Source organism: Duganella sp. sic0402 (genome assembly GCF_019219065.1).
Lineage (GTDB): Bacteria > Pseudomonadota > Gammaproteobacteria > Burkholderiales > Burkholderiaceae_D > Rugamonas.
In genome coordinates, this window is sequence record NZ_JAHUWK010000002.1 from 222,958 (window position 1) to 237,262 (window position 14,305).

General features: G+C 60.2%; 14 protein-coding genes. All 14 read right to left on the reverse strand.

Going from position 1 to position 14,305, the window contains the following annotated elements:
• Positions 1-2 precede the first annotated feature (2 nt).
• The gene (gene ispD / locus KW842_RS06570) at positions 3-773 is read right to left on the reverse strand and encodes a 2-C-methyl-D-erythritol 4-phosphate cytidylyltransferase (protein ID WP_218303300.1); all 771 of its coding nucleotides are present in this window, start codon (positions 771-773) and stop codon (positions 3-5) included.
• A gap of 8 nt (positions 774-781) precedes the next feature.
• The gene (locus KW842_RS06575; protein ID WP_218303301.1) at positions 782-1,480 is read right to left on the reverse strand and encodes a hypothetical protein; all 699 of its coding nucleotides are present in this window, start codon (positions 1,478-1,480) and stop codon (positions 782-784) included.
• Complete coding sequence (locus KW842_RS06580; RefSeq protein WP_218303302.1) at positions 1,477-2,028, reverse strand: NUDIX domain-containing protein; 552 nt, start codon at positions 2,026-2,028, stop codon at positions 1,477-1,479. Before KW842_RS06580 ends, KW842_RS06575 begins: the two co-directional genes overlap by 4 nt.
• A 35-nt stretch (positions 2,029-2,063) precedes the next feature.
• Entirely contained in the window at positions 2,064-2,369 is a 306-nt protein-coding gene (locus KW842_RS06585; RefSeq protein WP_218303303.1) for a DUF2818 family protein, read from the reverse strand.
• Positions 2,369-3,874: an NADH-quinone oxidoreductase subunit NuoN gene (gene nuoN, locus KW842_RS06590; protein ID WP_218303304.1), complete on the reverse strand. Its 1,506-nt coding sequence runs from the start codon at positions 3,872-3,874 to the stop codon at positions 2,369-2,371. The genes KW842_RS06585 and nuoN overlap by 1 nt, the downstream gene beginning before the upstream one ends.
• Before the next feature lie 20 nt (positions 3,875-3,894).
• On the reverse strand, positions 3,895-5,391 hold the full coding sequence (locus tag KW842_RS06595) for an NADH-quinone oxidoreductase subunit M (RefSeq protein WP_218303305.1): 1,497 nt from the start codon (positions 5,389-5,391) through the stop codon (positions 3,895-3,897).
• A gap of 31 nt (positions 5,392-5,422) precedes the next feature.
• Complete coding sequence (nuoL, locus tag KW842_RS06600) at positions 5,423-7,525, reverse strand: NADH-quinone oxidoreductase subunit L (protein ID WP_218303306.1); 2,103 nt, start codon at positions 7,523-7,525, stop codon at positions 5,423-5,425.
• Between the two features lie 36 nt (positions 7,526-7,561).
• Positions 7,562-7,870, reverse strand: coding sequence for an NADH-quinone oxidoreductase subunit NuoK (gene nuoK / locus KW842_RS06605; protein ID WP_090177157.1), 309 nt, complete (start codon positions 7,868-7,870; stop codon positions 7,562-7,564).
• Positions 7,867-8,496 (reverse strand): NADH-quinone oxidoreductase subunit J, encoded by a 630-nt coding sequence (locus KW842_RS06610; RefSeq protein WP_218303307.1) that lies wholly within the window; start codon positions 8,494-8,496, stop codon positions 7,867-7,869. Before KW842_RS06610 ends, nuoK begins: the two co-directional genes overlap by 4 nt.
• 97 nt (positions 8,497-8,593) lie before the next feature.
• Positions 8,594-9,082, reverse strand: coding sequence for an NADH-quinone oxidoreductase subunit NuoI (nuoI, locus tag KW842_RS06615; protein WP_160991427.1), 489 nt, complete (start codon positions 9,080-9,082; stop codon positions 8,594-8,596).
• Between the two features lie 13 nt (positions 9,083-9,095).
• A complete protein-coding gene (gene nuoH, locus KW842_RS06620; RefSeq protein ID WP_090177143.1) occupies positions 9,096-10,181 on the reverse strand; it encodes an NADH-quinone oxidoreductase subunit NuoH in 1,086 nt (361 codons plus the stop codon).
• On the reverse strand, positions 10,181-12,499 hold the full coding sequence (nuoG, locus tag KW842_RS06625; protein WP_218303308.1) for an NADH-quinone oxidoreductase subunit NuoG: 2,319 nt from the start codon (positions 12,497-12,499) through the stop codon (positions 10,181-10,183). Before nuoG ends, nuoH begins: the two co-directional genes overlap by 1 nt.
• A gap of 21 nt (positions 12,500-12,520) precedes the next feature.
• Positions 12,521-13,816 (reverse strand): NADH-quinone oxidoreductase subunit NuoF, encoded by a 1,296-nt coding sequence (nuoF, locus tag KW842_RS06630; RefSeq protein ID WP_218303309.1) that lies wholly within the window; start codon positions 13,814-13,816, stop codon positions 12,521-12,523.
• Complete coding sequence (nuoE, locus tag KW842_RS06635; RefSeq protein WP_218303310.1) at positions 13,813-14,292, reverse strand: NADH-quinone oxidoreductase subunit NuoE; 480 nt, start codon at positions 14,290-14,292, stop codon at positions 13,813-13,815. The genes nuoF and nuoE overlap by 4 nt, the downstream gene beginning before the upstream one ends.
• Between the last annotated feature and the right edge of the window lie 13 nt (positions 14,293-14,305).

Consider the following 14,305-nt stretch of genomic DNA (forward strand, 5'->3'; position numbering starts at 1 on the left):
ATTCAGTCTTCCTTGTGAGCCAGGTACATCTCGGCGATGCGGATGTCTGCTGGCAGCGTTACTTTGAGATTGCGGGGATGGCCTTCGATCAGGCGTGGCGCGTAGCCGAGTATTTCGACGGCGCTGGCGTCGTCGGTGATGGCGTTGGCATCGGGCGCGCTGCCCAGTGCGCGCAGCAGCAGCGCATAGCTGAACATCTGCGGCGTTTGCGCGGACCACAGACCATTGCGCGGCACGGTAGCAGCGCTAACGCTGGCGCCTTCCGCGCCGGGCGCGCTGCGCTTCATGGTATCGACCACCGGCAGCGCCAGCAGACCGCCGGCCGGGTCGTCGCCGACGCCTGCTATCAGCCGCGCGATCAATGCCGGCGTCAGGCCGGGGCGAGCGGCGTCGTGGACCATGACCAGATCATCCGAGGCGAGTACGCCACCCAGCGCACGCAGGCCGTTCAGCACCGAGTCCATGCGGGTGGCGCCGCCGGCGCGCAGCACGGTCACGCCGTCCAGGCCGGGCGGCAGCACGGAGTCAATCACCCCATCATCGGGGCTGACGACCACGTAGGTGTGTGCTACCAGCGGCGAAGCGCGGAAGGCGTCCACCGCGTGGCGCAGCATCGGCTGGCCGCCGACCGTCAGGTATTGTTTGGGGCCGTTCGCCGCCATGCGCGCGCCGACGCCGGCGGCCGGCAGCAGCGCGAAATAACGCGGGCGGGCCGGCGCGGATTGCGTCGCCGCTGCGGACGGCTGCGGGATTGCTTGATGCTGTTCAGTCATAACTCTCTTCACTTGCTGCGACGCGCCAGGATCTGCGCGATCTCGCCATTACATGCCTTGCCAAGCCGGGCGTATTCCGCCGGCGTGTCGATCTTTTCCTGCTCCACCTTGCCCTTGTCGAATTCGTCGCGGATGAAGTTGAACCAGGTGCTGCCCACTTCATGCTGCAGCGCCGACATCGCGGTGCCGGACGGCGCGTACATCGGCTGCCCGGCGAAGCGCTTGTTTAACGCGTCGCCCACCACTTTCTGCACGCGCGCCAGGTTATCCATATGCGCCTTCAGGTGGCGCATTTCGTGCGCCAGGATTTCCTTGTAAGCGCAGGTGCCAGGCGCGAATTCGTTGCCGACATAAATCCGCACCGACGAATAATACAGCTGGATGTCCACCTTGGGCGCGATGCATTCATAGCCGCTTTCACGGTCCTGCAAGATCGGCCCGCCCACGGATGCCTTGTGCATGCCCTGCGTCACCGTCAGCCCCAGCGTCTGCATGCCACGATTGCTGCTGCCGGTGCGCGCCGTCAGCGCGCGGTATGGCAGCTGGTTGTTGATGGTGTAGCCGTCCTGCTGCGCTTTCAGCACCGACACCGATTTGCTGATCGTGTCCTCACAGCGTATCTGAAACGGCGTGCGCGGCGCGGCGGCCTGCGCAGCGCCAACAGCGGCGCCGGCAAGCAGGCAAGCCAACGCCAGCCAGCATTTCATAGCTTCCAGTCGCCAGCGCGCAGCTTCTCCAGCCAGAAGATGCCAATGATGGTCTTGACGTCGCTGATCTTGCCTTCGCGTACCCATTGCAGCAGCTCGTCGATGGTGGCGGTGAAGGTTTCCAGGAATTCGCCCTCGTCCAGCTTTTGCGCGCCCGCCTTCAGGCCGCGCGCCAGGTACAGGTCGAGGTATTCGTCGGAATAAGCGATGGCGTTGTGGATTTTGGTGACGTACTGCCATTCGCCGCCGGTGTAGCCGGTTTCCTCTTCCAGCTCGCGCTTGGCGGCGATCAGCGGGTTCTCGCCCGGATCGATTTTCCCGGCCGGGAATTCGATGAACACATCATGCAGCGGATAGCGGAACTGGCGCTCCATCAGCACCGTGCCGTCGTCCAGCAGTGGCAGAATCACCACCGCACCGGGATGCAGGATGTATTCGCGCTTGGTGTGCTTGCCGTTGGGGAGTTGTATGGTGTCGCGCTGAACTTTGAGGAAATGGCCGTCATAAGCCAGTTCGCCGTCCACACGCGTTTCTTTGAGGTTGTCCATCCCTGCTCCACTATCGTCGAATAGACGACAGTGTATCAGCCGTGGGGCTTGCGCAGGTAGCGGACGATGAATCCGGGGAATCCGAGAACCAGGAACAGGCAGGCGGAGATCGCGTAGAACTCCCAGGTTTGCGGGAAACGCGCACCGATTTGGGTTTCCAGAGCGAAACCCACCGCGCCAACGACAAAGTACAGCACCGTCATTTCCAGCAGACGCACGAACAGCGGCTTGCCGCTCCACTTGGTCCCCAGTACGGCGAATACCTTGTCGTTGAAGAATGGCAGGTTGGCGGCCGCGATAGCCATCGCGATCACCAGCCAGCCAGCGGTGGAAATATCCATCAGGCAGCCAGGGTTGCCTTGATGGCTTTGAGCGACACGTCCAGCAGCGGGCCAGGCAGCACGCCCAGCGCCACGATGGCCAGGCCGTTCAGGCTCAGCACCAGCTTCATGTCGCCTGGCGCGGCCAGCGGCGCGTTGTCGACCGGCTCATCAAACCAGATGTGCTTGATGACGCGCAGGTAGTAGAACGCGCCAATCAGCGAGAACATCACGGCAAACACGGTCAGCCAGATCTGGCCGGTCGCCAGCACCGAGTTCAGCACGGCGAATTTGGCGGCGAAGCCCATCATCGGCGGCACACCGGCCAGCGAGAACAGCAGGATGGTCATCACGGTGGCGAACCAGCCGCTGCGCTTGCTCAGGCCTTTGAAGTCGGCGATGTTGTCGGCGTCGAAACCGGCGCGCGACAGCAGCATCAACGTGCCGAAGGTGCCGACCGTGGTCAGCACATAGGTGATCACGTAGTACATGGCCGAGCTGTAGGCGGCGTCCATGCCGGTGCGGTTGGTGGTGCCTGCCACGCCAGCCAGCAGGCCCAGCAGCACGAAACCGATTTGCGCGATGGTCGAATAAGCCAGCATACGCTTGATGTTGGTTTGCGCGATCGCGGTGACGTTACCCACCACCAGCGACATCACAGCCAACACCATCAGCATTTGCTGCCAGTCGAACGCCATCGGCAACAGGCCTTCCACCAGCAGGCGGATGCAGATGGCGAAGGTGGCGATCTTAGGCGCGCCACCCAGCAGCAGGGTCACGGCCGTAGGCGCACCATCGTAAACGTCTGGCACCCACATATGGAATGGCACGGCGCCCAGTTTGAAGGCCAGGCCGGCAACCAGGAACACCAGGCCGAACACCAAGATGGTCGGTTTGATGGTGCCAGCAGAAACAGCGGTAGCGATTTCGCGGATGTCCAGCGTGCCGGTCGCACCGTACAGCATCGACATGCCGTACAGCAGGAAGCCCGACGCCAGTGCGCCCAGGACGAAATACTTCATCGCTGCTTCAGTTGCGCGGACGTTGTCGCGGCGCATGGCCACCAGCGCGTACAGCGACAGCGACATCAGTTCCACGCCCAGGTAGATCGACAGCAGGCTGGAAGCCGAGATCATGATCATCTGGCCCAGCATGGCGAACAGCGCCAGCACGTAGAACTCGCCGCCCAGGTTGCCGCTCAGCATATCGCGGTCAGTCGCGTACTGGCGCGAATAGATCAGCGTCATGCCCACGGTCAGGTAGGTGAATAGTTTCAGCAGGTTGGCCATCGGGTCGGCGACGAACATACCGTGGAAGGTATAGGTCGTGGTGCCGGCGGCGAAGTCCGAATAGCTGATGCCAGCCAGGACCACCAGCATCAGCAGGGACAGCACGTAGGTGAACGAACGCTGCGCCTTGGACAGGAACATGTCGATCAGCAGGATGGCCGAAGCGCCGATCAGCAACGCGATCTCGGCATAGGCCGGGACCAGGTTGATGGCGTCTTGTGCAATAGGTGTAGTCATTTATGCGTTTCCGTTTTTTCTTAAGGCAGCTTGCTGTGTGCTACGTGTGCCAGCAGGTCAGCGACCGAGGTTTGCATCGTGTCGGTGAATGGTGCTGGGTACAGGCCCATGTACAGCGTGGCGACCGCCAGAATGCCCAGCATGAAGAACTCGCGGCCATTCAGGTCAACCAGCTCCGCCACGTGGTGGTTGGTCACTTTGCCGAAGATGACGCGCTTGGCCATCCACAGCGAGTACGCTGCGCCAAAGATCAGTGCCGTTGCTGCCAGCAGGCCGATCCAGAAGTTGTACTGGGTAGCGCCCAGGATCACCATGAACTCGCCAACGAAACCGGAGGTTGCTGGCAGGCCGCAGTTGGCCATCGAGAACAGGATGAAGAAGGCGGCAAACTTAGGCATCTTGTTGACCACACCACCGTAGTCGGCGATCTGGCGCGAGTGCGCCTGGTCGTACAGCACGCCGATGCACAGGAACATCGCGCCCGACACGAAGCCGTGCGAGATCATCTGCATGATGGCGCCCTGCACTGCCATGTTGTTGAACACGAAGAAGCCCAGCGTGACGAAGCCCATGTGCGCGATCGACGAGTAGGCGACCAGCTTTTTCATGTCTTTCTGTACCAGCGCCACCAGGCCGATGTAGATCACGGCGATCAGCGACAGGGTAATCACGAAGCCCGACAGGTAGTGCGAAGCGTCCGGGGTGATCGGCAGCGAGAAACGGATGAAGCCGTATGCGCCCAGTTTCAGCATGATTGCGGCCAGCACGGCGGAACCGCCGGTCGGCGCTTCCACGTGGACGTCCGGCAGCCAGGTGTGGACCGGGAACATTGGCACTTTCACGGCAAATGCCATGAAGAAGGCCAGGAAGATCAGGATCTGCTCAGTCATCGTCAGCGGCGCTTTGTGCCACAGCAGGATGTCCCAGCTACCGGTCACGTTGTACAGGTAGACGATGGCAACCAGCGTCAGCAGCGAACCGAAGAAGGTGTACAGGAAGAACTTGAACGACGCATACACGCGGTTGTCGCCGCCCCAGATACCGATGATGATGTACATCGGGATCAGGGTCGCTTCAAAGAAGAAGTAGAACAGCAGGCCGTCCATGGCGGTGAATACGCCGATCATCAGGCCGGACAGGATCAGGAACGCGCCCATGTATTGCGCGACGCGTTTCTGGATCACTTGCCAGGCCGAGATCACCACGATGATGGTGATGAAGGCGGTCAGCGGCACGAACCACAGCGACAGGCCATCGATACCCAGCGAGTACCAGATGTTGAAGCGCTCGATCCAAGGCGCTTTCTCGACGAACTGCATGCCGTGGGCGGCATTGTCAAAGTGGGTGATCAGCGGGATCGTCGCGGCGAAGCTGACGATCGAGCCGATCAGGGTCAGCACGCGCGTGAATGGCGCGTTGCTGTCACGCCCTACTGCCAGCACGATCAGGCCGAAAAGAATCGGGAGCCAGATCGAGAGGCTCAGGTACGGAGGTAATGAAGATATTGTTGACATCATGGTTATCGTTATCTCTATGCGTATCAGCTAATTAAGCGTGCCAAAACGGCAGGAAGTAGACCAGGAACCCCAGAATGCCGAGGATCATCACGAAGGCGTAGTGGTAGATATAACCAGTCTGCGCCAGGCGGGTGATCGAGGAGAACCAGCCAACCAGCTTGGCGCTGCCGTTGACCAGCAGACCGTCGATCAGTTTCTTGTCGCCGAAATTCCACAGGCCCTCGCCCAGCAGACGCGCGCCACCGGCGAAGACGGTCTGGTTGAACTTGTCCATGTAGTACTTATTGTCCAGCAGCGTGTGCACGGCCGTGAACTTGGCAAAGAACCATGCCGGTACGCGTGGATTGATCATGTAGCAGTAGTACGACGATGCGACACCGGCAATGGCCAGCCACAGCGGCAGCGTGGTCAGCGAGTGCAGCGCCATGGCAACCGCACCGTGGAACTCTTCACCCAGGATTTCCATCGCCTTGTGGTTTTCACCGATGAAGATGACGTCCTTGAAGAAGTCGCCATGCAGCATAGGCTGGATGGTGAAGAAGCCGATCAGCACCGACGGGATGGCCAGTGCCACCAGCGGGAACCAGACCACGAATGGCGATTCGTGCGGTTTCTGGCCTGGGGCCAGACCGTGGTGTGCGTGGTCGTCATGGTCGTCGTGACCGTGCTCATCGTGTGCATCATGGCCGTGGTCATCATGCGCAGCGGCGGCCGCCGGTGCGTGATGGTCGTCATGGCCGTGGGCATGCGCCTGGCCGAAACGCTCTTTACCGTGGAACACCAGGAAGTACATACGGAACGAGTAGAACGCGGTCACGAACACGCCAGCCAGCACGGCGAAGTTGGCGAAGCCGGCGCCCCAGATATGCGTCTCGTGCACGGCTTCGATGATCGAGTCTTTCGAGTAGAAGCCCGAGAAGAACGGCGTACCGATCAGGGCCAGCGAACCCAGCAGCGAGGTGATCCAGGTGATCGGCATGTATTTACGCAGGCCGCCCATATTGCGGATGTCCTGATCGTGGTGCATGCCGATGATGACCGAACCAGCGCCCAGGAACAGCAGTGCCTTGAAGAATGCGTGGGTCATCAGGTGGAACACCGCCACCGAGTAAGCCGACGAACCCAGTGCCACAGTCATGTAGCCCAGCTGCGACAGCGTCGAGTAAGCCACCACGCGCTTGATGTCGTTCTGGATGATGCCCAGGAAGCCCATGAACAGCGCGGTAATCGAACCGATCACCAGGATGAAGGACAGCGCGGTGTCCGACAGCTCGAACAGCGGCGACATGCGCGACACCATGAAGATGCCGGCGGTAACCATGGTTGCCGCGTGAATCAGTGCGGAAATCGGGGTTGGACCTTCCATCGAATCTGGCAGCCAGACGTGCAGCGGGAACTGCGCCGACTTGCCCATCGCGCCGATGAACAGGCAGATGCAGGCCACGGTCAGCAGCGCCCAGTCGGTGCCCGGCAGGGTCAGCGCCGACAGCGCTTCCTTCTTGGCGAACACTTCCTGGTAGTTCATCGAACCGGCGTAAGCCAGCAGCAGGCCGATGCCCAGGATGAAGCCGAAGTCACCCACACGGTTGACCAGGAAGGCCTTCATGTTGGCGAAGATGGCGGTTGGACGGGTGTACCAGAAACCGATCAGCAGGTAGGACACCAGGCCCACGGCTTCCCAGCCGAAGAACAGTTGCAGGAAGTTGTTCGACATCACCAGCATCAGCATGGAGAAGGTGAACAGCGAGATGTACGAGAAGAAGCGGTTATAGCCCTCGTCTTCCGCCATGTAGCCGATGGTGTAGATGTGCACCATCAGCGACACAAAGGTCACCACGCACATCATCATCGCCGACAGCGAATCGATCTGGAAGCCGACTTCCAGCTTCATGCCGGCCACGGTCATCCAGGTGTAGATGGTTTCATTGAAACGCGCGCCGTCGAGCACCGCATTCAGCGTCATCGCTGAAATAATGAATGCCACCAGCACGCCCAGGATGGTCGCCGCGGTCACGGTCTTGCGACCCACCACGTTGCCGAAGAATTTAGTTCCCAGCAAGCCCGCTACCGCTGCGCCCGCGAGGGGCGCCAGTGGTACGGCTAGCAAGAGATTAGCGTTAAGTGTACCCGCCATGATGAACCTTAATCGTTATTTTTCGGAGGTTAAAACTTAGCCCTTCAGGCTATCCAGGTCTTCTACGTTGATGGTGTCCAGATTACGGAACAGCACCACCAGGATCGCGAGGCCGATTGCCGATTCGGCAGCAGCGACGGTCAGGATAAAGAAGACAAAGATTTGGCCTGCCGCATCACCGAGGTAATGCGAGAACGCGATGAAGTTCATGTTCACTGCCAGCAGCATCAGTTCGATGGCCATCAGAATGACAATGACGTTCTTGCGGTTCAGGAAAATACCCACGATCGAGATCGCGAACAGGATCGCGCCCAGAACCAGGTAGTGAGCCAGGGATAAAGTCATGGTGCCTCCTTAACTTCAGTTTCGGCCTGGCCACGGGTGGTGACCGGGTCGATCTTGACGATCTTCAGGCGGTCATTACGCTTGACGCGGACAGCGTCGGCTGGGTCGAAGAATTTGGTGTCTTTGCGCTTGCGCAGGGTCAGCGCCACGGCTGCGATGATCGCAACCAGCAGGACCACGGCGGCAATCTCAAAGCCATAGATGTATTTGGTGTAGATCAGCAGGCCCAGTTCCTTGGTGCCGCCGATGTTGTTTGGATTGGCCACTTCCTGATCAAAGGTCAGGAACGAGCGCCACAGCACGGCAGCCATTTCCAGCACGATGACCACGCCGACAAACGAAGCAACTGGCAGATAGCCCCAGAAGTTTTCGCGCAGCTTTTCGGTGTCGATGTCCAGCATCATGACCACGAACAGGAACAGCACCATCACGGCGCCAACGTAGACCAGCACCAGCACGATGGCCAGGAACTCGGCTTCCAGCAGCATCCAGATGCCGGCGGCGTTGAAGAACGCCAGCACCAGGAACAGTGCCGCGTGCACCGGATTGCGGGCCGTAATAACGCGCAGCGAGGCCAATATCATGATGGCCGCGAAGACGTAGAACAAAGCAGTTTTAAATTCCATAACTAACCCAAGAGACGTACAGTTTTATTGATCGAATCCCTGATTAACAGGTGCCTGCCTGTGGCCTCGCCTTGGCGAGGTCAGGACAGGCGCCGTCTCAGCGATAAGGAGCGTCCGCTGCGCGGGCTGCGGCGATATCGTTTTCGTAACGGTCGCCTACGGCCAGCAGCATCTCTTTCGTGTAGTACAGATCGCCGCGTTTTTCGCCGTGGTATTCCAGCACATGCGTTTCCACGATCGAATCAACCGGGCACGACTCTTCGCAGAAACCGCAGAAGATGCACTTGGTCAGGTCGATATCGTAACGGGTGGTACGGCGCGAGCCGTCCGCACGCTGCTCGGATTCGATGCTGATCGCCATCGCCGGGCACACTGCTTCGCACAGTTTGCAGGCGATGCAGCGCTCTTCCCCGTTCGGATAGCGGCGCAGCGCGTGCAGGCCACGGAAGCGCGGCGACATTGGCGTCTTCTCTTCCGGGTACTGCACGGTGATCTTGCGCGAGAACATATACTTGCCCGTCAGCGCCATCCCTTTGATTAGTTCGGTCAGCATGAAGCTGCCGATAAAGTCTTTTAAACGTTCCATTTTCTTTAATCCCTTACTTCCAGATATTCCAGGAGGTCTGCATCCAGCCAGCGATGAACACCAGATACACCAGCGTCAGCGGAATGAATACTTTCCAGCCCAAACGCATGATCTGGTCATAACGGTAGCGTGGGAAAGTACCGCGCACCCAGATGAAGACCGATACCAGGAAGAACGCTTTCGCGAACAACCAGAAGAAGCCGCCGAAACCGCCCCAGAATTCAAGGAAGGCAAACGGTGCGGACCAGCCGCCCAGGAACATGATCGAACCCAGCGTGGCGATCAGGATCATGTTGGCGTATTCAGCCAGCATGAACATGGCGTAGGCCATGCCCGAGTATTCCACCATGTGACCGGCAACGATTTCCGACTCGCCTTCGACCACGTCGAACGGGTGACGGTTGCACTCGGCCAGGCCGGAAGTCAGGTAGACCACGAACAATGGCAGCAGCGGCAGCCAGTTCCACGACAGGAAGTTCAGGCCCTGCTCGACCATCATGCCTTTTTGCTGGCCGGCGACGATGTCGCCGAAGTTCAGCGAACCGGACACCATCAGTACCACCACCAGCACGAAGCCCATCGGGATTTCGTAGGAAATCATCTGTGCCGAAGCGCGCATCGCGCCCATGAACGAGTACTTCGAGTTCGACGCCCAGCCGGCGATGATGATGCCGTAGACTTCCATCGACGTAATTGCCATCAGCAGCAGCAAGCCGGCGTTGACGTTGGCGATCACGGCTTCCGGACCAAACGGCACCACTGCCCAGCATGCCAGTGCCGGCATGATGGTCATGATCGGGCCGATCACGAACAGGCCTGGGTTGGCCTTGGCCGGGGTGATGATCTCTTTGAACAGCAGTTTCAGCGCGTCAGCGATCGGTTGCAGCAGACCCAGTGGACCGACGCGGTTGGGACCGACGCGGATCTGAATCCAGCCGATGAACTTACGTTCCCACAGCGTGGCGTAAGCAACCAGGCCCATCAGCGGCAGCAGCACGCACAGGACTTTGATCAGCGACCAGACGACTGGCCAGACTGGCGCCAGTACGCTGTTCGCGCCCAGCGTATGAAGTGTAGTGACGAATTCAGGCAGAGCCATTATTTCACCTCTCCTGCTTTTTCAACGGTGATGGAACCAAACATGCTGCCCAGGGCGGCGGTCGATGCGTGAGCAGCGGCCACGCGCACGGCGTTGGCTGGCAGTTTGGCGTCGACAGTGGCGACCAGGATCGCGCTGCCGGAACCTTGGGTAACTTTGACGTTGTCGCCTTCGGCAACACCCAGTTGTTGCGCCAGCGCGCTCGACAGGTGCGCTTTTGGCGCAGCCGCGTCGGCCATTTTCTGCAGCGACTCGGCGCGGCGGACCACGGCGTCGGCGAAGTAGATCGGCACGTCGGCGACGCGCTCAGTACCGGCCGAAGTGGCGGTAGCGGCGGTCAGCGGCAGCTTGGACACGTTGTTCAGCTTGGCCGATACATCGGTCACGCCGGCGCCCAGCACTTCGTCGCGGATCGCTTCCGAGGTCTCGTAGTCGAAGCCGTCCAGGCCGAGGATGTTACCCAGCACGCGCAGCACTTTCCACGCAGGACGGGTTTCCAGCAGCGGCTTGACGGTGCCATTGAAGCTTTGCGCGCGGCCTTCGGCATTGACGAAGGTGCCCGAGGTTTCGCTGAATGGCGAAATCGGCAGCAGCACGTCGGCGTAGTCCATGCCGTGCTTGTAGGCGGACAGGGCCACGACCATGTCGGCTTTCTTCAGCGCGGCGACGGCAGCTTGCGGGTTGTGCGCGTCCAGTTCAGGCTCAACGTTCAGCAGCACGTAGGCAGCTTTCGGCTCGGAGAACACTGGCGCTTTGCCGGCATTGGCGTTGGCGATGTAGGCGCCGACGGTGTTGGCGGCTTCGGTCAGGTAGCCCAGCTTGGCGCCGGTCTGCTCAGCGATCCATTGTGCGGCGGCGTGCAGGGCGGCAGCTTGCGGGTGCTGTACTGCGGCGTTACCCAGGAATACGCCTTTGTTCTCTCCCGACAGCAGCGAAGCAGCGATCGCGGCAGCGGCGTCCGAGGCGGTAACGCCTTCGTAGCCTGCTGGTGCGGCAACTTCCTTGGCTTTAGCAACAGCCACCACCACTTGCGACAGCGCCGACAGCCACTCGGAAGGAGCAACGATCAGTTTGTTGGCGATGGTCATCAGCTGGTCGTCGTCGGTCGCGTGCAGGATCGACAGCTTGGCGCCGCCCTTCACCGAGGTACGCAGACGGGTAGCCAGCAGCGGGTGATCCTTGCGCAGGAACGAACCGATTACGAAGGCGCGGTTGAGCGCGCCGAATTCGCTGATCGACATGCCCAGCCATGGCGTCACGTCCGACGCGAAGTCGGTCTGGCGCAGGCGGGTGTCGACGCTGTCCGAGCCCATGGCGCGGGTCAGCTTTTGCAGCAGGTGCAGTTCTTCCAGCGTTGAGTGCGGCGTGGCCAGCGAGGCCAGCGCATTGGCGCCGTGTTCGTGACGGATGTTTTTCAGGCCGTGCGCGACGTATTCCAGCGCGGTCTGCCAATCCACTTCCTTCCACTCGCCGCCCTGCTTCAGCATCGGCTGGGTCAGGCGGTCGTCGGTGTTCAGGCCTTCGTACGAGAAGCGGTCCTTGTCGGAAATCCAGCACTCGTTGACCGCGTCGTTTTCCAGCGGCAGCACGCGCATGACTTTGCCCGCTTTGACCTGAACGATCAGGTTGGCGCCGAGGCCGTCGTGCGGCGAGACCGATTTGCGGCGCGACAGTTCCCAGGTACGGGCGCTGTAGCGGAACGGCTTGGAAGTCAGTGCGCCGACCGGGCACAGGTCGATCATATTGCCGGACATTTCCGAGTTGACGGTCTGGCCGACAAACGCGGTGATTTCCGAATGTTCGCCGCGGCCGATCATGCCCAGTTCCATGACGCCGGCCACTTCCTGGCCGAAACGTACGCAACGGGTGCACTGGATGCAACGCGCCATTTCCTGCATCGACACCAGCGGGCCGGCGTCTTTCGGGGTGACAACGCGCTTGTCTTCTTCGTAGCGCGATTCGCCCTTGCCGTAGCCGACTGCCAAGTCTTGCAGCTGGCACTCGCCGCCCTGATCGCAGATCGGGCAATCCAGCGGGTGGTTAATCAGCAGGAATTCCATCACCGACTTCTGTGCCTGCGTGGCCTTGTCGGAGTTGGAGCGCACAATCATGCCCGCCGAGACCGGCGTTGCGCATGCTGGCAAAGGCTTAGGCGCCTTCTCCACTTCGACGAGGCACATGCGGCAGTTTGCTGCGATCGACAATTTCTTGTGATAGCAGAAGTGCGGAATGTAGGTTCCCAATTTGTTGGCGGCGTCCATCACCATGCTACCAGCAGGGACTTCGACTTTTTTGCCGTCTATTTCGATTTCAACCATGGTGATCGTTACCTGTGACGCTTAGATGTAAGCGGGCACGCAGCATTGCTTGTGCTCGATGTGGTGTTCAAATTCTTCGCGGAATTGCTTGATGAACGCACGCATAGGCATTGCTGCCGCGTCGCCCAGCGCGCAAATCGTGCGGCCCTGGATGTTGTCGCATACCGAGTTCAACACGTCCAGGTCCGATGCGCGGCCCTGACCGTTTTCGATGCGGTGGATCATGCGGTACATCCAGCCCGTGCCTTCACGGCATGGCGTGCACTGGCCGCACGACTCTTCAAAGTAGAAGTACGCCAGGCGCTCCATGGCCTTGACCATGCAGCGGGTCTCGTCCAGCACGATGACCGCGCCCGAACCCAGCATCGAACCGGCCTTGGCGATCGAATCGTAATCCAGGTCGGTTTGCATCATGATCTCGCCGCGAATGACTGGCGACGAGGAACCGCCAGGAATCACTGCTTTGATCTTTTTGCCGCCGCGCATGCCGCCTGCCAGTTCCAGCAGTTTGGCAAACGGCGTACCCAGTGGTACTTCGTAGTTGCCCGGACGCTCAACGTCGCCCGAGATCGAGAAGATCTTCGAGCCGCCGTTGTTCGGACGGCCGATCGCCAGGTACTTTTCAGGGCCCATGTTCAGGATGAACGGCACCGCGGCGAAGGTTTCAGTGTTGTTGATGGTGGTCGGCTTGCCATACAGGCCGAACGAGGCCGGGAATGGCGGCTTGAAGCGCGGCTGGCCTTTTTTGCCTTCCAGCGATTCCAGCAGCGCGGTTTCCTCGCCGCAGATGTAGGCGCCATAGCCATGGTGCGCGTGCAGCTGGAAGCTGAACTCGCTGCCCAGGATCTTGTCGCCCAGGAAGCCGGCCGCGCGCGCCTCTTCCAGCGCTTCTTCAAAGCGGGTGTACACCTCGAAGATTTCGCCGTGGATGTAGTTGTAGCCCACCGTGATGCCCATCGCGTAGGCGCCAATGGCCATGCCTTCGATCAGCGAATGCGGATTGTAGCGCAGGATGTCGCGGTCCTTGAAAGTGCCCGGTTCGCCCTCATCTGAGTTGCATACCAGATACTTCTGGCCCGGGAACTGGCGTGGCATGAAGCTCCACTTCAGGCCGGTAGGAAAACCTGCACCGCCACGGCCACGCAGCGACGACGCTTTCAGGTCGGCGATGATCTGTTCCGGGGTGATTTTTTCTTCGATGATACGGCGCAGGGCGCTGTAGCCGCCGCGTTTTACGTAATCTTCCAGATGCCAGTTGTCGCCGTTCAGGCCGGCGAGAATGACTGGATCGATATGTCGGTCGTGGAGTGACGTCATTTCTTGAGTTCCTCCACGAGGGAGTCGATTTTATCGTTGGACATGAAGCTGCACATGCGGTGATTGTTCACCAGCAGCACCGGCGCGTCGCCGCAGGCGCCCATGCACTCGCCTTCCATCAGCGTGAACTCGCCGTCTTCCGTGGTGTCACGGTAGTCGATGCCCAGCTTTTGTTTCAGGTGGTGCGCCGCGCGCTCGCCGCCCGACAGGGCGCAAGGCAGGTTGGTGCACACGGTGATCTTGTGCTTACCAACTGGCTTCAGGTTGTACATATTGTAGAAAGTCGCGACTTCCTGCACGGCGATGGCCGGCATGCGGATGTAGTCGGCCAGTTCCTGCATGGTTTCAGGCGAGATCCAGCCCAGTTCAACCTGGGCGTGCGCCAGCGCGGCCATCACGGCCGATTGGCGCTGATCGTCTGGATACTTGGCCAGCTCGCGATCGATTTTTTTGTAGCACTGCTCGGATAACAACATACTTTTTGCCTCT